This window comes from Sulfitobacter undariae (assembly GCF_014196805.1).
In the GTDB taxonomy this organism is placed as follows: Bacteria; Pseudomonadota; Alphaproteobacteria; order Rhodobacterales; family Rhodobacteraceae; genus Sulfitobacter; species Sulfitobacter undariae.
Window position 1 is genome coordinate 109,838 of the sequence record NZ_JACIEI010000006.1, and the last position, 21,842, is coordinate 131,679.

Below are 21,842 nucleotides of genomic sequence, written 5' to 3' on the forward strand. Positions count from 1 at the left end.
ACAATGCTCTATCCCGATGCAAAAAGCTGGAACGCAGCACCCCATAAATCGGTCATGTTTTTTGGCATGTCCGGTCTGGGTAAAACCCATGTTTCCAAGATGTTGGTACAACAAGGCGGGTGGTTTCACTATTCTATAGATTACCGCATTGGCACCTCTGGCATGCACGGCCATATCAAAGATAACCTAATCAAACATGCCATGCGCGATCCTTTTCTAGCAGAGATGCTGCGCGCCGATGCCATGTATATTGAACCGAACATCCATGATCATGATCTAAGCGCTGTCGCCGCCTATCTAGGCAAACCGGGGAACCCCACCAAAGGGGGGCTGCCGATGGAAGATTATAAAATCCGCCAGAGCCAGTTCCGCGAAGCAGAGATCACAGCCCTTTTGGATACGCAGACCTTCATCGCCCGTGCGCAAAACCTCTATGGTTATCCGCATTTTATCTGCGACACAGGCGGGTCCATCTGCGAATGGATTGACCCCGAGGATGAGAATGATCCGCTTTTGGCCAAACTTGGTGAACTTTGCCTGCCTGTCTGGATCAAAGGAGACGAAGCCCACTCCCAAGAATTGATCCGCCGCTTTGACCGCGCGCCCAAGCCAATGGCCTATCATCCAGACTTTATTGCCCGTGTCTGGGCGGAGTATCTGGATGAAAACAAACTGCATGCTGACGACGTCGATCCCGATACCTTCATTCGCTGGACCTATGCGCAAGCCCTAGCCCACCGTCAGCCCCGTTATGCGGCAATGGCGAAATCTGGCGTCACGGTAACCGCCGAGGAAATGCACGCCGCCACAGATGCCGAGGCGTTTAACGCCCTGATCGCATCCAAGCTGTGAACACAAAGCTGTGCGCGCCCTTGAGAGTAGACACCGTGCGATTTATCTATGATGTCCTATTCCATCGATGCCTGCCATTTTACTGTGATGTACGTTTGACAAAAAAGAAGCTGTCCCATGCCTATTAAAATCCCGTCTGCCCTGCCCGCCTACGACGTCCTCACCCGTGAAGGCGTTAGTGTCATGGACGAAGATCAGGCCGCTCTCCAAGACATCCGCCCGTTGCGCATTGCACTGCTCAACCTGATGCCTAAGAAAATTCAAACGGAAAACCAGTTCGCCCGATTGATCGGTGCCACGCCTCTACAGATTGAGCTGACCCTGCTGCGCATGTCAGATCACCAGACCCGCAACACTGCCGCCGAACATATGGAAAGCTTCTATCGCCCTGTGTCCGAGGTATGGGACGAGAAGTTTGACGGGCTGATCATCACAGGTGCGCCCGTTGAATTATTGGATTTCCAAGACGTGGACTATTACGCCGAACTCAAGCGTGTGATGGATTGGACACAGACCAATGTGCAATCTACCTTTGGTGTTTGCTGGGGCGCGATGGCGATGATCAACCACTTCCACGGCATCAAGAAGCACACACTGGAGGCCAAGGCCTTTGGGTGTTTCCGGCATAAGAACCTTGCGCCCGCTTCGCCCTACTTGAACGGGTTCTCGGATGATTGCGTGATCCCCGTGTCACGTTGGACGGAAACACGACAAGAAGAAGTAGACCAATGCCCGAGCTTAACCACCTTGTTGGGCAGTGACCAAGTGGGCCCCGCCCTGATCGAAGATCCGGCACACCGCGCTCTCTATATTTTCAACCACTTTGAGTATGATCGCGACACGCTCAAACAGGAATATGACCGTGACATCGAATCCGGCACGCCCATCAATGTGCCCGAAAACTATTATACCGATGATGATCCCTCTTTGCCGCCTGTGAACCGCTGGCGCAGTCATGCACATTTACTTTACGGGAATTGGATTCAGGAAATCTATCAAGCAACGCCATATGACATTGAACAAATCGGCACGTAGGATGGTGCTGCTCGCGGCTCTGCTATTGGGGTTTATCGCTGTGGTGCAATGGCGTGCCTTTGCCCGCGAAGCGAGTGCGAACAAGGGCTACCCTGCGCAAGGCCGCATCATCGACGTTGATGGTACGCCAATCCATGTGCTGGTGGCGGGCAGCGGTCCTGATCTGGTTTTGATCCACGGTGCCAACGGCAATGTGCGCGACTGGACGTTTGATTTTGTGGATCGTATCTCGGATCGTTACCGCGTTATCATGGTTGATCGTCCTGGGCTGGGATGGACGGGGCGTTTACCGGGCAAAGGTGGCGCATGGAACATCGCCTATGAAACACCGCAAGAGCAGGCCGCTGTGCTGCAAAAAGCCGTTTCAATTATTGGTGTTAACCAGCCTATTATCGCGGGGCACTCATTGGGCGGTGCCGTCGCCATGGCTTGGGCGCTGAGCGATCCTGAAAACACCGCTGCGGTTGTCATGCTATCCGCCGTATCCAACCCTTGGCCGGGCGGCCTTGGCTGGGTTTACTCTGCTACGTCCTCCGCATGGGGGGGCGCGCTTGTAGTGCCTATTGCCTCGGCCTTTGTGTCAGAATCCTACATCGCCAACAGCATTGAGTCGATTTTTGCGCCACAACTTGCCCCTGAAGGATATGCCCAGCATGTTGGCACAAGTCTGGTGCTGCGCCGCGAAACCATGCGCGCCAATGCCCAACAGGTGAATTACCTGCGGCCGTCGATTGTCAAAATGGCTGCACGCTATAACGAGCTGACGATGCCAATCGAGATTGTGCACGGTGATGCCGATACCATTGTACCACTTGATATCCACGCGCTGCCCTTGTCACAGAAGGCCCCCAATTCTGCCCTTACGGTTCTGCAAGGGATCGGCCACATGCCCCATCACGTCGCGCCCGACGCGGTTATACAAGCGATAGACCGCGCTAGCATGCGTGTGGGTTTGCGTTAACCGCATTAACATCGCATATTGATCCAAATCTTACTCAGGAGATCCCATATGGACCTGCCTTTTGACGGCGCAATTAGCGCTTATTATCAAGATGATGCACCTAAATCCGTGCATAATGCCATCAAATCTGCTGACAAGGATGATGTCCTGTCAGACACCTACCCGCATGATGAGCGGATGGACAAAAACGACTATGAGCGCGAGATGGATGCGCTTCAGATTGAGCTGGTCAAATTGCAAGCATGGGTGCGCGAAACGGGTACGCGTATTGCGATTGTGTTTGAAGGCCGTGACGCTGCAGGAAAAGGCGGCACAATCCGTCGTTTCCTCCTCAACCTTAATCCACGTAAAGCCCGTGTTGTTGCCCTGAGCAAACCCACAGAAACCGAACAGTCCCAGTGGTATTTTCAACGCTATATCAGCCACTTGCCTGCCGCAGGTGATATGGTTTTGTTTGACCGTTCATGGTATAATCGCGGTGTAGTAGAGCCAGTGTTTGGCTTTTGCACCCCCGACGAAAACGCGCAGTTTTTCATGCAAGTACAACCCTTTGAGCAAATGCTGGTCGAGGATGGTGTACATCTGTTTAAATTTTGGCTTAACGTGGGCCGCGCAGAACAATTGCAACGCATGCTGGCACGTGAGAGTGACCCTTTAAAGCACTGGAAATTATCTGGAATTGACGTCAAAGGGCTGCACCTATGGAACGAATATTCCGCAGCAATCCAAGACACGCTGACACGTAGCCATACGATTCACGCGCCGTGGACTGTTGTGCGCTCTGATGACAAACGCCGCGCACGTTTGAACGCCATCCGTACAGTGCTGCATCATTTTAATTATGACCGAAAAGACACTGACGCCATTGGAGAAATTGACACGTCGATCTGTGGCGGACCCGAGATTTGGGATGTCTAAACGCGGCTATCACCACGGCAACCTGCGCCAAGCACTGGTAGATGCAGCACTGATGCTGATTGAACAGCGCGGACCAACGGGGTTTACCCTATCCGAGGCAGCAAAGCAGGCAGGTGTGACCCCTGCGGCTGTCTACCGTCATTTTGACGGGCGTGAGGCGCTGATCGCCGAGGCTGCGTTACAAGGATACGAGATTTTTGGCGACCTGATGCAATACGCTTATGAGAGCCGCCAACCCTCGGCCCTGAAAGCATTTGAGGCCACTGGCCGCGCCTATCTGGCCTTTGCCCGCAAATATCCGGGCCATTACATCGCGATGTTCGAAAGCGGCGTGCAAATCAACCGTTCGGCAGCGCTGGCGTCGATTGCGAACCGTGCCAATGCGGTGCTGGAGCAAGCTGCCAGTGATCTCAGCCAACATATTCCGCCAGAAAAACGCCCCCCCGCCAGCATGGTGTCCGCCCATATCTGGGCGATGAGCCATGGCGTGGTTGAGCTATTCGCCCGCAACTCCCCCGGCCGCGCATCGCCATTCCCGCCCGAAGATCTACTTGAATCGGGGATTGGCATTTACCTGCGCGGCCTTGGCCTGATTGCACCAGACGCGTAAAATACGGCTACGCTAGAGGCTCTGCATCACTTGGGCTGCAATCTCAAACGAGCGCAGTCGCGCAGTGTGATCGTGGATTTGCCCCGTCAGGATCACTTCGTCAGGTTTGTATTTGGCGACCAGTTCTGCGAGTTGCCGCTGCACGGTTTCAGCGCTGCCTGTGGCCGTTATCCGCAAAGCTTGATCCACACCGCGCCGCAAAGCTGGCCCGATCTCGGCGTCAATATCTTGTACGGGCGCAGGCAGTTTCCCTGGCATACCGCTACGCAACCGCGCAAATGCTTGCTGGACCGAGGTCCGCAGATAGGCTGCCTCCTCATCTGTTTCCGCCCCGATCACATTCACGGCCAACATAAACTTGGGCGCAACGAGTGACTTCGAGGGTTTGAAATCACGGCGGTAGATATGGCTGGCGTCCTCCAGCGCGTCAGGTGCGAAATGCGATGCAAATGCATAAGGCAACCCGAAATGCGCCGCCAATTGCGCACCATAGAGTGACGACCCTAAAATCCACAAAGGCACATGGGTGCCTTGTCCCGGATGGGCCTGAACCGCTGCTTTGGGGTCAGCATCCCCAAGATAACGCATCAATTCGTCCACTTCGGCGGGGAAGTTGTCTTCTCCACTGCGGCCACGGCGCAGCGCCTGCCATACCGCGTGATCGCCCCCGGGTGCACGGCCCAGACCCAAATCAATCCGGTCCCCGTATAGGGTGGCCAAGGTCCCGAATTGCTCGGCTATTGTCAGCGGCGCATGGTTGGGCAGCATGATGCCACCTGCCCCCACACGGATCGTCTTGGTCTGACTGGCCACATGCCCCAGCAGCACGGCTGTCGCAGCCGAGGCAATACCGGGCATATTGTGATGCTCTGCCATCCAGAAACGGTGATAACCAAGGCGCTCGGCCTGTTGTGCCAAATCAGCCGTATTGCGCATGGCCTGCGCGGCAGTGCTGCCCTCGGGGACAGGACATAGATCAAGGATGGAATATTTCATGAGAGGTTCCTTTTCGCTTGATACAACTATAAGTACGCGCCGTTCGCCTTAAAAGGCCACGCGCCGAAAAACGCCACGTCTTTCGGCATGGCATTTATTTCGCGCTGCAATTTTAAAATTTCGTGACGCCTGATTATTTAGGCGCTTTGCACTCGGGATTGCCGAACTTTTTCAAACAGGTGTTTTGCGCACAGGCTTTGATCTGAGCATCGCGTCTGGGTTTGTTACGGTCCACCGTGCGCACCGCGGGCACGGAAAAGCTCTCAACCCGCATCACCTGATCGCAAATGGTACGATTGCCCTGAGGCCGACAAATGGTGCGCCCCGTCGGTACGCGTCTTGTTTCCGTCCGAGTGTACAACTCACGCTCAAGCCGTGGGGGGATTTTTGCATTCCATGTTGTACGGCACTGGCTCTGCTCTGCCCGATACTCTGGTGTGCCACAGGCTGCCAACATCAGTACGGCGCCGAAAATTCCGATTTTATAGAACATCATCTGTGCCTCTTTTTCTCTCATCATATGGCACAGGTAACGCCCTACACCTTTGATATGCAATAACAATGCAACCAAACCCGCAATCACAAACGAAAAAGGCCGCACCCTGCGGCGCGGCCTTTTCCAAGAAAGTCGTAAAACTTAACGCTTGGAGAACTGGAAGCTCTTACGCGCTTTTGCTTTACCGTATTTCTTACGCTCAACAACGCGGCTGTCGCGTGTCAGGAAGCCAGCGGCTTTCAATGCGCCACGCAAGGAGGGATCATACAGCTGCAGTGCTTTGGAAACACCGTGCTTAACCGCGCCCGCTTGACCAGAAAGACCGCCGCCTTTGACTGTCGCGTAGACGTCAAATTGGCCATCCGTACCGGTGATGCCGAAAGGCTGCTGCAGGATCATCTGCAAAACAGGGCGCGCAAAATATTCGTTTTGCGGCTTGCCGTTTACGATAACCTTACCGGAACCTGGCTTGATCCAGACGCGTGCAACAGCGTCTTTACGTTTGCCGGTTGCATAAGCGCGGCCGAATTCGTCACGAACGGGCTCACGTGGTGTCAGTTCAACTTCTGGAGTTGCGGCAACGCCGGCTACAGATGCGAGATCTTCGAGTGTGTTGATTTGATCAGACATGCTCATGCGCTCCGCGTGTTTTTCTTGTTCATGGATGCAACATCCAGAACGGTTGGCTCTTGTGCCTCATGGGGGTGCTCACCACCGGCGTATACACGCAGGTTGGTCATGATCTGGCGGCTCAGACGGTTGCCGGGCAGCATGCGCTTAACGGCCAAAGTCACGATACGCTCTGGGTGCTTGCCATCCAGAATGTCTTGCTTGGAGCGTTCTTTGATCCCGCCTGGGTGGCCGGTGTGCCAATAGAACATTTCTTCACGCTTCTTGCCGGTCATTTGGATTTTCTCGGCGTTGATTACGATGACGTTATCGCCGCAATCCATGTGAGGTGTGAAAGAAGGCTTGTGCTTGCCGCGCAAGCGCATGGCGATGATCGATGCCAAACGGCCCAGCACGATGCCTTCAGCATCAATGATGATCCATTTTTTGTCGATGTCTGCCGGTGTTGCAGAAAAGGTTTTCATGTACGGTAATCCCGCTAGTGTGAGACGGGACAGATGCCCCGATGTGATGGGCGGGTTATAACTATGGCAGCGGCCACGTCAAGCGGCACAAAATCCAATTAACCGTTTTAAATCAATGTCTTAAAATTAAGGTATCATTTTACCCCACAAAACAACACCTCAATCACTGGAAAATCCGGCCAAATGGTGCAATTCCCGCTGGCAGCCCGACGCGCTTGGACAATACAGTGCGGATATGTTGATGCCAATCCTCCCTTTCCTAGCCGCAATTGCCTTGTTTGTGCTGTCCACAGTTGCAGGCCTGCCGCAAATTCGAAAATTGATCGCGGTACGCGAGGCGCGTCACGAACTGCGCCGCGGATCGGCCAGCTGGATCAGAGGGATTGCAGGCTGGGCCGCCATTGCATTCTGGCTCATGGCCGTCTGGTTTTTTGCGACCATCATAGGAGATTGGGGGGTATCCGGCGATTTGGGGGCGGCTATAGAAAGATCATGGCTGCGCCTGCGGATATTGCTGGAAATCGCAGCGGCACTGGGGGATTCTGATTGATGACCGAGGATCATTCCGCGCTTAATTGCGTCACCTGTGGCGGGCAATGCCAGTATTCACCTACGGATCAGGCCTTGGCATGTCTCAGCTGTGGTGCGGTCTATAATCTGGCCCGCCCTGATGACTATCTGGCCCAAGAGGAATTCCACCACAATCCTGATCTACCTCAGACTGACACGCCCAACATCACCGCCAGCCAAACCCATCAATGCACAAACTGCGGCGGCGAGGTGGTTTTCACCGGCCCTGCCCTTTCCGAGAATTGCCCTTATTGTAACGGCCCCATGGTCCTGCAAAGCGGCGATGTCGGATATGACACCATGGCATTGATCCCGTTTCAGATAGAGGCTCCACTGGCGCAAAAATGCGCCCTAAAATGGGCTGCACAACGGGTGGCTGCGCCCAATGATCTGACCGAGATTGTGTCGGGCGCTGTTGTCTCGGGACTTTATGCCCCGTTCTGGACCTTTGACAGCTATGAAGCGGTTGATTATTGGGCGAAATACACAACAGGCAGCGGCGACAGCAAACGCACCCACACCACCTCTGGCAAGCTGGTGATGACATTCGACGATCTGCTGATGCCCGCGTCACCGCATGTAACACCTCTTATCCGCGACGGCATCTTACATGACTTTGATCCAACCGCTCTGCGCCCTTTCCGTGCAGGGTATCTGGCCGGGTTTGCCGCCGAGCGGCATCATCAAAGCGTAGCGCAGGGCCTGATTGCCAATGAGCCGGACAAGAAACTGCTGATCCGCAATCACATCAAAACCTACATCAACGAAAGCGGCGTGCATGATATTCGATACGCCACCGATACCACAGGCATCCATTATCGTCGTATTTTGCTGCCTGTCTGGATCTTGCACTATACCTACAATAACCGCGCCAAAAAGATCGTCGTTTCGGGCATAGATGGCCGTACCTTTGGCGAACGTCCTTATTCAATCTGGAAAATGGCGCTCTATTCTGGCGCTCTCACAGCGGCAGCCATGGCTTTTGGCATCATGTGGGGCGCGGCGGGCTGGCTCTAGACGCCGATTTCCTCGGTGGGATTATCCAGCAACTCGCGCAGGCGCAGCATTGCAGCCTCAAAGCTTTGTAAACTTACCCCTGCGTTAATCGCCATACGCACCGCATGTGGCGTTTGAGCATTGCGGGCAGCAAACTCCTCCGAGGCACGCACCCTAACGCCGCGGGTTTCGGCGGCACGGCAAAAGGCACTGGCCCGCCAGCCTTCGGGAAGGTTTAGCCAGACAAAAGGCACATCCGGGCGCCAACGTAAATCATACCCGCCAAGCGCGTTCACCGCCACTTTGACATATTCACCGATGCCCGCTTTGGTCCGCTCTGTGATCGCGTCAATTTCAGGGTGTAACAACAAGGCAGCAGCAAGATCGCTCATCGGGGTGGCCAGCCCGAAATAACCATGTTCAGCAGCACGGTGCAGCGCCCCTGTTTGGGCGCGTGGCCCAATGGCACAGCCAAGGCGTAGCGCAGGCGTTATGGATTTACTGAGCGAGGAAATATACCAACCGCGTTCGGGCGCAAGCTGGCGATAACCGGGTGCCTGCGCGGCCCCAATACGGTAACAGTCATCTTCTACGATTTGCAGGTCGAACTGACGCGCCACTTCTACAATCTGGCGCCTGCGCGCCAACGGCGTAAAGCCGCATGTGGGGCTGTGGACTTCGGGAGAAGTGCAGATCATCTGGCCATCAGGATACCGCTGCGCAGCGGCAGCAAGGGCAAGCGGGCACACCCCGTCTTCATCCATCGCCACAGGCACAACATCCGCACGCAATGCCGAAGCCACACGGCGAAACCCCGGATAGCACAGCTCTTCTACGAAGATCACCGGACGGCGGCCTTTCAGGATCGTTTGGAAAATCAACATGATCGCGTTCTGTCCGCCGTGTGACAGCACAATGTCGGCCTCGGTCAGCGGCCCTAATTGAGTATCGCGCAACCAGTGCAACATCGCCTCACGTGCAGGCTGTGCGCCGCGCCGCGAGGGGTAATGCATCACGCCGGACGGCGGATCATTTGCAACCTGCGCCAAAAGTGTCCGGATCAATTTGGATTGTCCGCCATTTGGCAGATGCGGCGAGAAGAGGCTCACCTCAAAGTTATCCCCCCCCGTTTGATGGGCGATCACATCCTCTTCCATCTCAAGATAAATCGCTGGGGGTGTCCCCTTGCGCGCCGTCACAAAAGTACCGCGCCCGACCTCAGCGGTCAGCACTCCCTCTTCTGTCAGCACGGTGTAAGCACGCGCCACGGTGCCCGGCGTCATTTCTAGCTTCCAACCCAATTCCCGCACCGGCGGCAGCTTATTCCCCGCCGCCAATTCCCCCGATGCGATGCCTTTGCGGATCGCCAACACCACTGCCCGGTATTTTGGCTTTACAGCCAGATCAACCTCGGGGGCCCAAATTGTATCCATTACAATGTTTCCATAGAACTGCTTGATTTTGTATTGTACCAATATTGTACGGCAATTTGCCAAATTGTGTCAATACAATTTTCAAGGAGATTTACCCATGACACGTGCAGTAACGATGAACTCTGATGCCCTTACGGTCCTTAACACAGCACGCAGCCTCCCGCTGCTGGCGGTGGTCAGCATCAAGTTTGCAGCCTGCGTGACAAAATGGGTGACCCGACGTCAAACACGACTGGCCCTAGATCAGCTAGAGGCATGGCAGCTTGACGATTTGGGACTTACACCTGCTGCGGCTTATGATGAGGCGCGGAAGGTGTTCTGGAAGGCATGACATCCCCGTGGTGCAGACCAGACCTCTTCACTTGGGCAGGGTTCACCCCTGCCCCTTTTTCATTATAAACCATCTTTTGATACAATCTTGGATTGAATCAAAATTGTACCCCTATCCGATCTTAACTGGTGGAATGGCGTAGGTCATTGTTGCCTGCGCCACGGGTGCTTCCATCCCTTCGGAATGTACCAATACATGTGAAACAGACAACTGGCGGCCCAGCTTAAGCAGCTTGGCGGTGGCAATTAAATCTACGCCCGCCGCAGGTTTGCGCATGAAATCCAGTGAACAATTGGTTGTCACCGCCAACGCCTTTGGCCCGATCATCGCCAGAGTTGCAATATAAGCCGACACATCCGCCAGCGCGAACATTGAAGGCCCCGATACGGTGCCGCCGGGCCGCAGATGTCTGTTTGCAATAATCATCCGCACCGTCACCTCGTTGGGTTTGATTTCCTCCACCCTGAAATCATCGGCCACTTGCTCAAACACCTGCGCCAGAAATGCGTTCATCTCCGGCACGTCCATCATCACTTTGCCTGTCTCGGCCATACTCTTGTCCTCCCCTAAGTATTGTAGGTACAGTTGCCCTAACGCTGGGAGGGCGCAAGATGGGAATTTTGGAAGTAACGCAACGGGACGCGGTCACACATCTGACGATGAACAGCCCCGAGCGCTTAAACGCGCTGAGTGACGAGATGCTTGCAGCGCTGCAAGAGACGCTGGATCAACTGGCAGATGATCCGACCTGCCGCGTCATCATCATATCAGGCCAAGGCAAGGCGTTTTGCGCGGGCCACGACCTGCGCCAGATGCAAGCCATGCGCCAGAATGAAGACGCAGGTGCAAGCGCATTTGCCGATCTATTTGCCCGCTGCACCAAAGTCATGATGCGCATCCAAAGCATGCCCCAACCCGTCATCGCCCAAATCCATGGCATCGCCACCGCTGCAGGCTGTCAGCTGGTGGCGACCTGCGACATGGTTGTTGCTGCCGAAGGTACGCGTTTTGGCGTGAACGGGGTCAACATCGGGCTGTTCTGCTCAACGCCGATGGTCGCGCTGAGCCGCAACATCGCACCCAAGAAGGCGTTTGAAATGCTGACCACCGGTGATTTCATCGACGCCACCCGCGCCGAGGAACTGGGGTTGGTCAACCGTGTGGTCGCGCCCGAAGCTCTGGCGACAGAAACGGCGGCTCTTGCGGACCAGATTGCAACCAAACTCAGCGCGGCGGTTCGGATTGGGAAACGGGCGTTTTATGAACAATTATCGATGGATACAGCCGCTGCATATGCCTACACTGGCGACGTCATGGTTGAAAACCTGCGTCTCAGCGAGACAGATGAAGGCATGCAAGCCTTCATCGAAAAACGCGCACCGGATTGGGATCAGTAACTGTTTCCCCCAGCGCTACGGTGTTTTTCCAAAGCGTCTGTCGAGATTAAGGCAAAATTAAGATAGTCACCTCACAAGTTTGTGAGGAATGGTGTAATGGTTAAACTGTCGTTTGGCACACTGGCTGCCGCCCTGCTGGGATTCGTGCCCGCAATGGCGGGTCCGCTGCCTGCTCCGGTCTCGGACGATGATTTTAACAGCTTTCCCCCCGAATTGGTCGAATTGGGCCGTGATCTGTTTTTTGATCCGATCCTGTCTGGCAATAAAAACATCGCCTGCGCGACTTGCCATCACCCTTCAATGGGAACATCTGATGCCATGTCGCTGTCATTTGGCGAAGGCGGCATCGGTTTGGGGATGGGGCGGCGTATTGATACGGCGAACGCCCCCAAAGAACGTATTCCGCGTAACTCGCCTGCTCTCTTCAATCTGGGCGCCAAAGAATTCACCGTCATGTTCCATGATGGGCGAACAGAGAAAAACCGCACTGCAATGTACGGTATCAGGATGCCAGCAGGCCGCACACTGGAGCGGCCCATGCCCTCGGCGTTGGCAGCCCAAAACATCCTTCCAATTCTATCCCCTTCGGAAATGGCTGGCAACGCAGGTGAAAATGACGTCGCAGATGCCGTGGCAGCCGAGCGGATTACAGGCGCAGGCGGGGCGTGGGGTATTCTGGCACGGCGCGTTGATGATATCCCCGACTACCGCCAGCGCTTTGCCGCACTGGGCACCGTTGGACTTCATATCAATGACATCGGCACAGCCCTTTCCGCCTTTATCAGCACCGAGTTGCGCGCCACAGATAGCCCCTTTGACAAATACCTTGCCAATGACGCAAACGCGCTCACCGAAACGCAGCTGGAGGGTATGGACCTGTTCTATGGCAAAGCCCGCTGTTCAACCTGCCACAGCGGCCCGTTTCAAACCGATCACAACTTTCATGCCATCGGCATGCCCCAGTTCGGACCAGGAAAAGCGGAATACGCCGTTGATAAAGGCCGCGGCATGGTGACTGGCGAACCAGAGGACATGTACCGTTTTCGCACGCCCTCCCTGCGCAACATCACCCAAACGGCCCCTTACGGCCATAACGGCGCTTACACCGATCTGGAAGACATGGTGCGGCATCATCTGAACGCGGTACAGGGCCTTGCCAAATATGACCGCAGCAATGCACGCCTGTCCAACGCATTGACCGTCGATGACTGGCAAGCAACCGATAACTTTGACGAGGTGATGCGCATTGCAGAAGCCATCGAGATCACCGATGTCGCATTGGAGCAAATCGAAATAGACAAAATTATGTCATTCCTCGGTGCACTCACGGATCCCGATGCGGGGAAACGTGGGCTTGGCGCACCAGTTTCGGTACCCTCGGGGTTGAACATGGATACCACGTCGCCCCCATCCTGATCTAAATCTACTTTCAAATCAAAGCCCTCGGCGTATTTTCGTCGGGGTTTTTTTGTTGTCCTCCAGATTGTTGCCAAATCAACAACGCAGTGTTGCCAGATTGCCTCTCGCAAATCGGGCAGCAATAAGGCACAAGTGAGGCACAGCAGAAAGTGCTGCCCTTTTTGGGTCGCCGCCGGCGGAAGATCCCTCCAGATCAGACTCTCATCTGATCCCCCTTCTCCCCGCAGCGGCGACCCCAAAACGAGCCACCTCCCCGGACAAATATCCCAACTTCAAATTCGAACATAGCTGTCACGCACCCTGTTGCACCGCTGCGCGTGCTGACATATCTGCACATCATGGATAACACATTACACATCATCGGCGGCGGAATGGCCGGATCAGAGGCCGCATGGCAGGCCGCCCACCTTGGCATCAAAGTGGTCATCCACGAAATGCGCCCGCAGGTGGAAACCTTTGCCCACCAAACCGGATTGCTGGGCGAAATGGTTTGCTCCAATTCCTTCCGCTCGGATGATAGTGAGCAGAACGCTGTGGGGCTGCTGCATTGGGAAATGCGTCAAGCCAACGGGCTGATCATGCAAACTGCCGAAAAGCACCGCTTGCCTGCGGGCGGCGCGTTGGCGGTTGATCGTGACCCCTTTGCGCAATCGGTGACAGATGCCATAATGGCGCATCCCAATATTTCAGTCGAATACGGTGAAATTACAGCGCTGCCTGATACGGGCCATTGGATCATTGCAACAGGTCCGTTGACATCAAGTAACTTGGGCGCCGCAATTGCAGCCGAAACAGGCGCGGAAGCATTGGCATTTTTTGATGCCATCGCTCCGATTGTCTACCATGACAGCATCGACATGAGCAAAGCATGGATGCAATCGCGCTATGATAAAGGCGAGACCGAGGAAGAGCGGACTGCCTATCTCAACTGCCCAATGGACAAAGATCAATATTACGCGTTCATTGATGCGCTTGCCGCAGCGGAAAAAACCGAGTTTCACGAGAATGAGACCGCGGGATATTTTGACGGATGCCTGCCCATCGAAGTGATGGCAGAACGTGGCCGCGAAACACTTCGCTTTGGCCCGATGAAGCCTGTGGGCCTGACAAATCCACATCAGCCTGACGTCAAAGCCTATGCCGTGGTTCAACTGCGCCGCGATAACAAACTGGGCACGCTTTATAACATCGTCGGTTTTCAGACCAAAATGAAATACGGTGCCCAAACCGAAGTATTCAAACGCATTCCGGGATTGGAAAACGCCAGCTTTGCCCGATTGGGGGGCATCCACCGCAACACTTTCCTCAACTCCCCAACGCTTCTGGATGGTCAGATGCGGCTGAAATCACGCCCTAACATCCGTTTTGCAGGACAGATTACCGGCGTTGAAGGTTATGTCGAAAGCGCAGCGATGGGATTGCTGGCAGGCCGCATGGCCGCTGCCGAGATTTTGGGCACACAGATCGACACACCTCCGCCCACCACCGCCACAGGCGCGCTGATCACCCATATTTCTGGCGGCGCTGAAGCCAAGACCTTTCAACCGATGAACGTGAATTTCGGACTTTTCCCACCTGTTGAGGGCCTGAAAGGCGGCAGACGTGGTCGGAAAGATCGCTACAAAGCCTACACTGATCGCGCCAAATTGGATTGGCAATCATGGCTAAGCACTGGACAAGAAGGTTAACGCCCTTAAAATAGAATTATGATCAAAACATTTTTGGACAGAATCTATACGGCGGATGACCCAGCAGATCTGCGCGCAATTTATCAAGAATGGGCCGCGTCTTATGACGCGGACATCACGGCAAGTGGCTATGCAACGCCGCGCCGCTGCGCCGAAGCATTAGCTCAGTTTGCTGATGATAAAACTGAGCCAGTGCTGGATTTCGGATGCGGCACAGGGCTGAGCGGCCAAGCATTGCGAGAAGTAGGCTTTGACACGCTAGACGGCGCTGATGTCTCTCCTAACATGCTTGAAAAGGCACGGGAAAAAGACATCTATCGTGATCTGGCACTTGTCGAAGAAGACATATCTATCGATACGCCTTACAGGCTGATGAGCGCTGTTGGCGTGATCGGCACGGGTGCAGGGCACATGACCCTTTTGAACACCTTACTTCGTGGATTACCTTCTGGCGGTAAGCTTGTGTTTTCGCTTAATGATTTATCTCTGGCAGAACCTAAAAACATCGGCATGTTGAATGACTGGCTTGATTGTGGTGCTGCGCGGTTGCTCTTTGCTGAACACGGTACACACCTCCCCGCCAAAGGGATCAGCTCCACCGCATATGTAATTGAAAAAGCTTGAGTTTTAAGACCAGATTCGCCCCATCTCCGACCGGGCCTTTGCATCTTGGCCATGCGTATTCTGCTCTGCTTGCCTATGATATGAGTTTGGCGGCACAGGGTGACTTTGTTCTGAGGATCGAAGACATAGACCAAACACGCGCCCGCCCTCAATGGGAGACGCAAATTTACGATGATTTGGCATGGCTGGGGATCAGATGGGCGCAGCCTGTGATGCGACAATCCGACAGGTTGGACACCTATGCAAAGGCGCTTGATACCCTTTGGGAGCAAGGGCTGCTGTACGAATGTCGCTGCACCCGCGCAGATATCGCCGCTGCGACTTCCGCCCCCCAAGAAGGTGCGCCGTTGCTGGGGCCAGACGGGGTAATTTATCCGGGGACATGCCGTGGCAAACACCAGCAGACGACTAAACGCCCAGTCGATGCTGTCTTGCGCCTGAATATGGCGCAGGCATTGCACCAAACCAGTCAAAACACGTCACAGCCAAACCCTCTTAGCTTTCATGAGGCCCTTCACCCCGATCACCGGGGCGTGGTGAAGGCCAATGGCCCACACATGCTGCGCAATGTCGGTGACATCGTTCTGGCGCGGCGCGATATGGGCACATCTTACCATCTATCTGTTGTGCTGGATGACGCAACCCAAGGGATCACGGATGTGGTGCGCGGTGCTGATCTGTTTGACGCGACGATAATCCACGTCATTTTGCAAAAAATTCTGGGATTGCCGACACCGACATACCATCACCACCGATTGATCCGCGATGAGAACGGCAAACGATTGGCGAAACGAGACGATGCACGGGCAATTTCCCTCTTCCGAAAAGAAGGCATAATGCCTACAGAAATACGTTCCATCACAATGGACTAAGTGGCAAACTTAATCCACGGATGTAAGATCAACCTCACCTTCAAGCGACACTTCGGTATAAAAACAGCTCCGCCGCCCTGTGTGGCATGCTGCGCCGACTTGGTTCACCTGCATCAACAGGCAATCACGATCACAATCGACTCTCATGTCGATCAATGTCTGAACATGCCCCGATGTGGCGCCCTTTGCCCAGAACTCTTGCCGTGACCTGCTCCAATACGTCACCTGACCGCTTTCCAGCGTCTTCATCACACTTTGGGCGTTCATCCAAGCCATCATCAGGATTTCGCCTGTCTCATGGTCTTGGGCAATGGCAGGGATCAACCCCGCATCGTTATAGATCAATGTTGCGGGGTCAAATGCCATGGTGTTGCGCCTTGTTCAAAAGTTTTTGCATCTGCGGGTTAACGGCTTATGTAGGGGATAAGCAAAGGAAATACCATGTCCAACGATAGTGATCTGATCAAGCTTTACTCTGGCCGCATACTCGCGCTGGCTGCGGATATTCCGCATCTGGGCCGTCTCGACGCGCCTGACGCCACGGTTACCCGTCGCTCGCCTTTGTGCGGGTCAACTGTAACGGTTGATGTTCAAGTGAAGGAAGGTCACCTCACTGCTTTGGGCCAAGACGTAAAAGCCTGCGCCTTGGGGCAAGCGGCTGCAGCGATCACCGGCGCCGCCTCGGAGGGTGCCAGCCTTGCGGCGGTGCAACTGGGGCGCGATCAGTTGAAGGCCATGCTGAAGGGTCAAGGCGGTGTGCCTGATGCCCCTTTTGACGGCTTTGAAGTACTGACCCCTGCCGTCGAATACAAAAACCGCCATGCCTCGATCCTGCTGAGCATTGAAGCCTTGGCCGAAGCGATGGAAAGCGCACAAGACGTCACATAAACCAGACGCCCGTCACAAAAAAAACGCCGCACATCCGGGACAGGATGGCGGCGCAGGAAAAGCGTTTCCCATGGGGACCCAGAGGTACGGTTTAGGGAAGGCAATTCCCTTAAATGTCACGAACAGGCAGGAAGTGACATGTATAGCGCATCAATTTGGGACAAATGCGCCGGTAAACCGACCCTAGCATGAGAGCGCAGGCAGAAAATCAAACAAGAGCGGGAAGATGCAAACCAACAACCAGCATAACAATCAATGCGGCAGCACCTGCTGCATCCTGCACAAGAGTGTCTTGTGAACGTTGTGCAATGGCTTTGACTGTTTGGTAGAAGGTCATGTCTCTCTCCGTTCTTTGTTGCACCTTTGTTCTCATATTCTAAAGATTCTGTAAAGAACTTTATGAGAACATTTGTGAACTTTTTAGAACATCCATACTAACCCACTGAAATCAAACGGATCGCCTCATCCTGCCGCATCAGCCACAATAGGAACCGCGCGGAACGCCCACGCGAACCTTCCAAACTCGGGTCGCTGGTAAGAAGCGCACGTGCATCAGACTGTGCCACTGCCATCAGATTTGCCTGCTTTTCCAAATCAGCAACTTTGAAACGCGGTACTCCGGACTGCGCCGTGCCAATCAAATCGCCCGTTCCCCGCATTTTCAGATCCGTTTCGGCAATCACAAAACCGTCTTCGGTCTCGCGCAGCACTTCGAGCCGTTGCCGGCCTGTTTCTGACAACGGGTTTTGGAACATCAAAAGGCAACTAGACGCCGCTGTCCCCCGCCCGACACGGCCGCGCAGCTGGTGCAACTGTGCAAGGCCGAAACTCTCTGCGCGCTCAATCACCATAATCGAGGCATTAGGCACATCCACGCCCACTTCGATCACCGTGGTCGCGACCAACAGCTTGGTATCTCCGCGCTGAAACGCCAGCATCGCCGCGTCTTTCTCAGCGGGCGGCATCTGGCCATGAACCAAACCAACAACGCCCTCACCCAACACCGCACGCAGCCGTTTAAACCGCGCATCGGCAGCCGTCAGATCGCTAACCTCGCTCTCTTCAACCAAGGGGCAAACCCAATAACACTGCCGCCCGTCAGCGATAGCCGCGCGCAGCCGATCAATGACCTGATCATAGCGGTCAGTGCTGACCAAAACGGTTTGGATCGGTTTGCGCCCCGGTGGCTTTTCATCCAGCACGCTTACATCCATGTCGCCGTATTGCGCCAAAGCCAGACTGCGTGGAATCGGCGTGGCGGTCATCACCAAGACATCTGCCTGCCGCCCTTTGCGGCCCAGTTCCAGCCGTTGGCGAACGCCAAATCGGTGCTGTTCGTCCACAACAGCAAGGCGCAAATCGTGGAAAACAACGCTCTCTTGGAACACCGCATGGGTGCCGACGAGAATATGAATATCGCCACGTTCAAGCGCGGCAAGCTTGGCTGCACGCTCGGCCCCTTTATCGCGGCCTGTCAGGATTTCCAGCACGACGCCCGCGCTCTCGGCCATCGGACGCAAGCCTTGCAGATGCTGCCGTGCTAGAATTTCTGTCGGAGCCATCAACACACCCTGCCCGCCAGATTCCACTGCCGCCAACAGCGCCATGAAAGCCACCAGCGTTTTGCCCGCGCCTACGTCGCCTTGCAACAGACGGTTCATGCGATGGGTTGTGGCCATATCCGCTGTGATCTCAGCAATGGCACGGCTTTGCGCCCCCGTCGGGCTATAGGGAAGACCTTCCAGCACTTTGCCTTGCAATCTACCTGTAGGCTGGGCCGCGCGGCCTTTTTTGCGGCGTTCAACCTGACGGGCCAAGGCAAGCGTGATCTGATGGGCCAGCAATTCATCATATGCCAACCGTTCTCGCGCAGGAGAGGTTGAAGTAACATCGCTTAGCGCTTGCGGCGCATGGGCCGTTTCACAAGCGGCTGCAAAATCAGGCCATCCCGTTTTGGTAATCTGACTGGGTTCAATCCACTCGCCCATCGGCGGGATTAACTGCAAAGCGCCGCGTGTCGCTTTGTACATCAGCTTTTGCGTGACGCCGTGGGTCAGCGGATACACTGGCTCAAAAACGGGGATGCTGTCGGCTTCTTCCTCGGCCACTGTGAAATCAGGGTGGACCATCTGCGGAACACTATCAAACAACTCAACCCGCCCAGAAACGATGCGGCGGCTGCCCTCGGGTAATTGTTGTTCCCAATAATTGCCGCGGGCATGAAAAAACACCAGCTGAAAGGTGGTCTGCGCGTCTTCGACGTGAATGCGGTATGCACCCGTTTTGTTGCGCGGCGGATAGTGTTTTCCAATGGTAACCGCCACCGTCAAGGTGTCAGGGAAATTTGCGCCCTGAACGGTTTCAATCAAACGTCGGTCAATTCCAGATTGTGGCAATGTGAACAACAGATCACGCGGCGCGACTACTCCCAAGCCAGAGAAGTTCTGCGCGGTTTTAGGGCCGATCCCCGTCAGCGTCTCCAGCCCTGCAAACAAAGGGAATAGCGGTTCTGGCCGTGTGCTCATAGCCCGTCAACCAGCCCAAGCCAGCCGTCTTCATCCAATATCTGGATGCCCAATTCTATCGCCTTCTTTTCCTTTGATCCGGCACCGGGTCCAGCAACCAAAATATCGGTTTTGGCGCTCACGCTCCCCGATACCTTTGCACCCAACCTCTCCGCTTTGGCTTTGGCTTCGGCGCGGGTCATCTTTTCAAGGGTGCCTGTAAACACCACGGTCTTGCCCGCAACAGGTGAACCAGAAGTGTCGGCGCGCACGGCCTCTTGGACATCCAGTTGCGCCACCAGCCGATTGATCGAAGCACGCTCTGCCTCTTGTGCAAAGGCACCGACAAGAGACCCAGCCATCACCGCGCCCATGCCATCAATACCAACCAAATCATCCCATGCAGCGCCCTCTTGCGGTTGCGCTGCGTCCATTGCCTGCTCCAATGCCGCCCATGTGCCATAGTGCAGCGCAATCATGTTTGACGCGGATTCGCCCACATGGCGGATGCCCAAACCAAATAACAGACGGGCAAGCGGGATTTTACGTTTGGCATCAATGGCAGCAAACAGCCCCGCCGCCGATTTATCGCCCCAGCCTTCGCGGTTCTTCAATTGCTGCACGCCGCTGCCGAAACGTTCTTGGAGGGTGAAGATATCCGCAGGTTCGGTCACCCATCCATCGGTATGGAACTGTTCAACCTGCTTGGCGCCCAGACCGTCAATATCAAAGGCGCCCCGCGATACAAAGTGCTTGAGCTTTTCGACAGCTTGCGCAGGGCAAATCAGCCCGCCCGTACATCTACGCACCGCATCCCCCGGTTCGCGGATGGCATCGCTACCGCATTGCGGACAGGTTTGTGGGAATTCAAAAGGCGTGACACCATCGAGGCGTTTGGTGATATCGACATCCGCCACCTTGGGGATCACATCGCCCGCACGGTAGACCTGAACCAGATCACCAATTCGAATATCTTTGCCCTCACGGATCACTTGGCCTTTGCTATCCAACCCTTTGATGTAATCCTCATTGTGCAGCGTCGCATTTGAGACAACCACACCGCCCACAGTCACGGGCGTCAGTCGCGCCACAGGGCTGAGCGCACCTGTGCGGCCCACTTGAATATCTATCCCTTCAAGGCGTGTCCAAGAAAGTTCAGCCGGGAATTTATGCGCGATGGCCCAGCGGGGTGTGGTCGACCGAAATCCAAGGCGGTTTTGTAACGCCAAATCGTTTACTTTGTAGACAACACCGTCAATGTCATACCCCAAACCCGCGCGCTGTGCTTCGATATCGCGGTAGTGGTTGATCATTTCCGTAGGTCCCGCGCAGAGCGCGGTCAGCGGGTTTGTCGAAAAGCCAAGTTTGGAAAGATGTTCAATCGACTCCCATTGTGTGTTCCCTAAGGGGGCCGAAATACTGCCCCAAGCATATGCGAAAAACCGCAAAGGTCGCGAGCGTGTAATCTCGGCATCCAGTTGACGTAGCGATCCCGCAGCAGCATTGCGCGGGTTTGCAAATGTCTTGCCGCCACGTTCTTCTTGCCTTGCATTAAGGGCCGCAAAATCCGCATGGCTCATGTAAACTTCGCCGCGTACTTCCAGAACCTCTGGCGCGCCTGTGATTTCGTGAGGTACATCAGAGATTGTGCGCGCATTGGCCGTAACGTTTTCACCAACCGATCCATCGCCCCGCGTGGCGGCCTGTACCAAGATGCCATTTTCATACCGCAACGAAAGCGAAAGGCCATCAATCTTTGGTTCTGCCGTGAACGACAGCGAAGCATCCGCAGCCAAACCAAGGTACTTACGAACAGATCCGTCAAACTCCTGCACATCTTCGTCGCTAAAAGCATTGGAGAGCGACAGCATGGCGACGCTATGGGTGATTTTTCCAAAGCCCGCTGCGACAGCTGCACCAACTTGATCACTGGGGCTGTCGCTTCGTTTGAGGTTTGGAAAACGCTTTTCAATATCTGCGTTCAGGCGTTTGAGCAGGTCAAATTCTGCGTCGGAAATTTCAGGTGCATCGTTGGTATGATACGCTGTGTTTGCTGCAACCAACTGCGCAGCAAGGTTTTCGAGCGCGGTCCGCGCCTGTTCTTCGTTGAGAGTATCTACGCAGAGTTCGGAAATGTCTGATTTGAGGGTCACAAAAA

The 21,842-nt window shown here is 54.9% G+C and carries 24 protein-coding genes; 14 read left to right on the forward strand and 10 right to left on the reverse strand.

Translation table 11 applies throughout. From position 1 onward, the window contains the following. The first annotated feature begins 3 nt into the window (after window positions 1-3). The 5 genes from GGR95_RS10680 to GGR95_RS10700 all read left to right on the forward strand — a co-directional run bounded on the left by GGR95_RS10680 (window position 4) and on the right by GGR95_RS10700 (window position 4,376). On the forward strand, window positions 4-852 hold the full coding sequence (locus tag GGR95_RS10680) for an ATPase (protein ID WP_184565642.1): 849 nt from the start codon (window positions 4-6) through the stop codon (window positions 850-852). Window positions 853-969: 117 nt separating this feature from the next. Then, a complete protein-coding gene (locus tag GGR95_RS10685) occupies window positions 970-1,887 on the forward strand; it encodes a homoserine O-succinyltransferase (RefSeq protein ID WP_184565644.1) in 918 nt (305 codons plus the stop codon). Then, window positions 1,862-2,848: an alpha/beta fold hydrolase gene (locus tag GGR95_RS10690; protein ID WP_184565646.1), complete on the forward strand. Its 987-nt coding sequence runs from the start codon at window positions 1,862-1,864 to the stop codon at window positions 2,846-2,848. The genes GGR95_RS10685 and GGR95_RS10690 overlap by 26 nt, the downstream gene beginning before the upstream one ends. A gap of 48 nt (window positions 2,849-2,896) precedes the next feature. Beyond that, window positions 2,897-3,766 carry a polyphosphate kinase 2 gene (ppk2, locus tag GGR95_RS10695; RefSeq protein ID WP_184565648.1) on the forward strand — a complete coding sequence of 290 codons (870 nt, stop codon included), beginning with the start codon at window positions 2,897-2,899 and terminating at the stop codon, window positions 3,764-3,766. Next, window positions 3,759-4,376 carry a TetR/AcrR family transcriptional regulator gene (locus GGR95_RS10700; protein ID WP_184565650.1) on the forward strand — a complete coding sequence of 206 codons (618 nt, stop codon included), beginning with the start codon at window positions 3,759-3,761 and terminating at the stop codon, window positions 4,374-4,376. Before ppk2 ends, GGR95_RS10700 begins: the two co-directional genes overlap by 8 nt. Before the next feature lie 12 nt (window positions 4,377-4,388). Here the strand turns inward: GGR95_RS10700 and GGR95_RS10705 are convergent, their stop codons facing one another. The 4 genes from GGR95_RS10705 to rplM all read right to left on the reverse strand — a co-directional run bounded on the left by GGR95_RS10705 (window position 4,389) and on the right by rplM (window position 6,962). Then, window positions 4,389-5,372 (reverse strand): LLM class flavin-dependent oxidoreductase, encoded by a 984-nt coding sequence (locus tag GGR95_RS10705; RefSeq protein WP_184565652.1) that lies wholly within the window; start codon window positions 5,370-5,372, stop codon window positions 4,389-4,391. Between the two features lie 133 nt (window positions 5,373-5,505). Beyond that, window positions 5,506-5,892: a hypothetical protein gene (locus GGR95_RS10710; protein ID WP_184565654.1), complete on the reverse strand. Its 387-nt coding sequence runs from the start codon at window positions 5,890-5,892 to the stop codon at window positions 5,506-5,508. A 117-nt stretch (window positions 5,893-6,009) separates the two neighbouring features. After that, window positions 6,010-6,498: a 30S ribosomal protein S9 gene (rpsI, locus tag GGR95_RS10715; RefSeq protein WP_184565656.1), complete on the reverse strand. Its 489-nt coding sequence runs from the start codon at window positions 6,496-6,498 to the stop codon at window positions 6,010-6,012. Window positions 6,499-6,500: 2 nt separating this feature from the next. Then, a complete protein-coding gene (gene rplM, locus GGR95_RS10720; protein WP_184565657.1) occupies window positions 6,501-6,962 on the reverse strand; it encodes a 50S ribosomal protein L13 in 462 nt (153 codons plus the stop codon). Window positions 6,963-7,203: 241 nt separating this feature from the next. Here rplM and GGR95_RS10725 point away from each other — a divergent pair, with 241 nt between their 5' ends. Both GGR95_RS10725 and GGR95_RS10730 read left to right on the forward strand, forming a co-directional pair. Further along, window positions 7,204-7,512, forward strand: coding sequence for a hypothetical protein (locus GGR95_RS10725; RefSeq protein ID WP_184565658.1), 309 nt, complete (start codon window positions 7,204-7,206; stop codon window positions 7,510-7,512). Next, a complete protein-coding gene (locus GGR95_RS10730) occupies window positions 7,512-8,549 on the forward strand; it encodes a hypothetical protein (RefSeq protein WP_184565659.1) in 1,038 nt (345 codons plus the stop codon). Before GGR95_RS10725 ends, GGR95_RS10730 begins: the two co-directional genes overlap by 1 nt. Here the strand turns inward: GGR95_RS10730 and GGR95_RS10735 are convergent. Continuing rightward, window positions 8,546-9,961: an aminotransferase-like domain-containing protein gene (locus tag GGR95_RS10735; RefSeq protein WP_184565660.1), complete on the reverse strand. Its 1,416-nt coding sequence runs from the start codon at window positions 9,959-9,961 to the stop codon at window positions 8,546-8,548. The genes GGR95_RS10730 and GGR95_RS10735 overlap by 4 nt on opposite strands. 97 nt (window positions 9,962-10,058) lie before the next feature. On the opposite strand from GGR95_RS10735, the gene GGR95_RS10740 reads away from it, so the two are divergent. Next, window positions 10,059-10,292, forward strand: a complete 234-nt coding sequence (locus GGR95_RS10740; protein ID WP_184565661.1) for a DUF1127 domain-containing protein — start codon at window positions 10,059-10,061, stop codon at window positions 10,290-10,292. A gap of 111 nt (window positions 10,293-10,403) precedes the next feature. Here GGR95_RS10740 and GGR95_RS10745 read toward each other — a convergent pair whose 3' ends face one another. Further along, the gene (locus GGR95_RS10745) at window positions 10,404-10,844 is read right to left on the reverse strand and encodes a PaaI family thioesterase (RefSeq protein WP_246423352.1); all 441 of its coding nucleotides are present in this window, start codon (window positions 10,842-10,844) and stop codon (window positions 10,404-10,406) included. Window positions 10,845-10,903: 59 nt separating this feature from the next. Between GGR95_RS10745 and GGR95_RS10750 the strand changes: the two genes are divergently transcribed. The 5 genes from GGR95_RS10750 to gluQRS all read left to right on the forward strand — a co-directional run bounded on the left by GGR95_RS10750 (window position 10,904) and on the right by gluQRS (window position 16,292). Continuing rightward, window positions 10,904-11,689, forward strand: a complete 786-nt coding sequence (locus GGR95_RS10750; RefSeq protein ID WP_184565662.1) for an enoyl-CoA hydratase — start codon at window positions 10,904-10,906, stop codon at window positions 11,687-11,689. A 96-nt stretch (window positions 11,690-11,785) separates the two neighbouring features. Next, window positions 11,786-13,105 (forward strand): cytochrome-c peroxidase, encoded by a 1,320-nt coding sequence (locus GGR95_RS10755; protein ID WP_184565664.1) that lies wholly within the window; start codon window positions 11,786-11,788, stop codon window positions 13,103-13,105. Between the two features lie 341 nt (window positions 13,106-13,446). Beyond that, on the forward strand, window positions 13,447-14,796 hold the full coding sequence (gene trmFO / locus GGR95_RS10760) for a methylenetetrahydrofolate--tRNA-(uracil(54)-C(5))-methyltransferase (FADH(2)-oxidizing) TrmFO (RefSeq protein WP_184565666.1): 1,350 nt from the start codon (window positions 13,447-13,449) through the stop codon (window positions 14,794-14,796). An 18-nt stretch (window positions 14,797-14,814) separates the two neighbouring features. Next, window positions 14,815-15,420, forward strand: a complete 606-nt coding sequence (locus GGR95_RS10765; RefSeq protein ID WP_184565668.1) for a class I SAM-dependent DNA methyltransferase — start codon at window positions 14,815-14,817, stop codon at window positions 15,418-15,420. Then, window positions 15,417-16,292: a tRNA glutamyl-Q(34) synthetase GluQRS gene (gluQRS, locus tag GGR95_RS10770; RefSeq protein ID WP_184565670.1), complete on the forward strand. Its 876-nt coding sequence runs from the start codon at window positions 15,417-15,419 to the stop codon at window positions 16,290-16,292. The genes GGR95_RS10765 and gluQRS overlap by 4 nt, the downstream gene beginning before the upstream one ends. A gap of 9 nt (window positions 16,293-16,301) precedes the next feature. On the opposite strand, the gene hisI is transcribed toward gluQRS, so the two are convergent. Further along, on the reverse strand, window positions 16,302-16,658 hold the full coding sequence (gene hisI, locus GGR95_RS10775; RefSeq protein WP_184565672.1) for a phosphoribosyl-AMP cyclohydrolase: 357 nt from the start codon (window positions 16,656-16,658) through the stop codon (window positions 16,302-16,304). Window positions 16,659-16,733: 75 nt separating this feature from the next. On the opposite strand from hisI, the gene GGR95_RS10780 reads away from it, so the two are divergent. Continuing rightward, window positions 16,734-17,180, forward strand: a complete 447-nt coding sequence (locus tag GGR95_RS10780; protein ID WP_184565674.1) for an iron-sulfur cluster assembly scaffold protein — start codon at window positions 16,734-16,736, stop codon at window positions 17,178-17,180. A gap of 208 nt (window positions 17,181-17,388) precedes the next feature. Here the strand turns inward: GGR95_RS10780 and GGR95_RS19025 are convergent, their stop codons facing one another. From GGR95_RS19025 to ligA, 3 genes are all read right to left on the reverse strand, one after another. Beyond that, on the reverse strand, window positions 17,389-17,517 hold the full coding sequence (locus tag GGR95_RS19025; protein ID WP_281395944.1) for a hypothetical protein: 129 nt from the start codon (window positions 17,515-17,517) through the stop codon (window positions 17,389-17,391). 97 nt (window positions 17,518-17,614) lie between these two features. After that, the gene (gene recG, locus GGR95_RS10785; protein WP_184565676.1) at window positions 17,615-19,705 is read right to left on the reverse strand and encodes an ATP-dependent DNA helicase RecG; all 2,091 of its coding nucleotides are present in this window, start codon (window positions 19,703-19,705) and stop codon (window positions 17,615-17,617) included. Next, entirely contained in the window at window positions 19,702-21,837 is a 2,136-nt protein-coding gene (ligA, locus tag GGR95_RS10790; RefSeq protein ID WP_343042211.1) for an NAD-dependent DNA ligase LigA, read from the reverse strand. The genes recG and ligA overlap by 4 nt, the downstream gene beginning before the upstream one ends. Window positions 21,838-21,842 lie beyond the last annotated feature (5 nt).

Coding starts and splice junctions, on each gene's coding strand:
- GGR95_RS10680 (WP_184565642.1), top strand. CDS start 4: ATGCTCTATCCCGATGCAAAAAGCTGGAACGCAGCACCCCATAAATCG.
- GGR95_RS10685 (WP_184565644.1), top strand. CDS start 970: ATGCCTATTAAAATCCCGTCTGCCCTGCCCGCCTACGACGTCCTCACC.
- GGR95_RS10690 (WP_184565646.1), top strand. CDS start 1,862: ATGACATTGAACAAATCGGCACGTAGGATGGTGCTGCTCGCGGCTCTG.
- ppk2 (WP_184565648.1), top strand. CDS start 2,897: ATGGACCTGCCTTTTGACGGCGCAATTAGCGCTTATTATCAAGATGAT.
- GGR95_RS10700 (WP_184565650.1), top strand. CDS start 3,759: ATGTCTAAACGCGGCTATCACCACGGCAACCTGCGCCAAGCACTGGTA.
- GGR95_RS10705 (WP_184565652.1), bottom strand. CDS start 5,372: ATGAAATATTCCATCCTTGATCTATGTCCTGTCCCCGAGGGCAGCACT.
- GGR95_RS10710 (WP_184565654.1), bottom strand. CDS start 5,892: ATGATGAGAGAAAAAGAGGCACAGATGATGTTCTATAAAATCGGAATT.
- rpsI (WP_184565656.1), bottom strand. CDS start 6,498: ATGTCTGATCAAATCAACACACTCGAAGATCTCGCATCTGTAGCCGGC.
- rplM (WP_184565657.1), bottom strand. CDS start 6,962: ATGAAAACCTTTTCTGCAACACCGGCAGACATCGACAAAAAATGGATC.
- GGR95_RS10725 (WP_184565658.1), top strand. CDS start 7,204: ATGCCAATCCTCCCTTTCCTAGCCGCAATTGCCTTGTTTGTGCTGTCC.
- GGR95_RS10730 (WP_184565659.1), top strand. CDS start 7,512: ATGACCGAGGATCATTCCGCGCTTAATTGCGTCACCTGTGGCGGGCAA.
- GGR95_RS10735 (WP_184565660.1), bottom strand. CDS start 9,961: ATGGATACAATTTGGGCCCCCGAGGTTGATCTGGCTGTAAAGCCAAAA.
- GGR95_RS10740 (WP_184565661.1), top strand. CDS start 10,059: ATGACACGTGCAGTAACGATGAACTCTGATGCCCTTACGGTCCTTAAC.
- GGR95_RS10745 (WP_246423352.1), bottom strand. CDS start 10,844: ATGGCCGAGACAGGCAAAGTGATGATGGACGTGCCGGAGATGAACGCA.
- GGR95_RS10750 (WP_184565662.1), top strand. CDS start 10,904: ATGGGAATTTTGGAAGTAACGCAACGGGACGCGGTCACACATCTGACG.
- GGR95_RS10755 (WP_184565664.1), top strand. CDS start 11,786: ATGGTTAAACTGTCGTTTGGCACACTGGCTGCCGCCCTGCTGGGATTC.
- trmFO (WP_184565666.1), top strand. CDS start 13,447: ATGGATAACACATTACACATCATCGGCGGCGGAATGGCCGGATCAGAG.
- GGR95_RS10765 (WP_184565668.1), top strand. CDS start 14,815: ATGATCAAAACATTTTTGGACAGAATCTATACGGCGGATGACCCAGCA.
- hisI (WP_184565672.1), bottom strand. CDS start 16,658: ATGGCATTTGACCCCGCAACATTGATCTATAACGATGCGGGGTTGATC.
- GGR95_RS10780 (WP_184565674.1), top strand. CDS start 16,734: ATGTCCAACGATAGTGATCTGATCAAGCTTTACTCTGGCCGCATACTC.
- GGR95_RS19025 (WP_281395944.1), bottom strand. CDS start 17,517: ATGACCTTCTACCAAACAGTCAAAGCCATTGCACAACGTTCACAAGAC.
- recG (WP_184565676.1), bottom strand. CDS start 19,705: ATGAGCACACGGCCAGAACCGCTATTCCCTTTGTTTGCAGGGCTGGAG.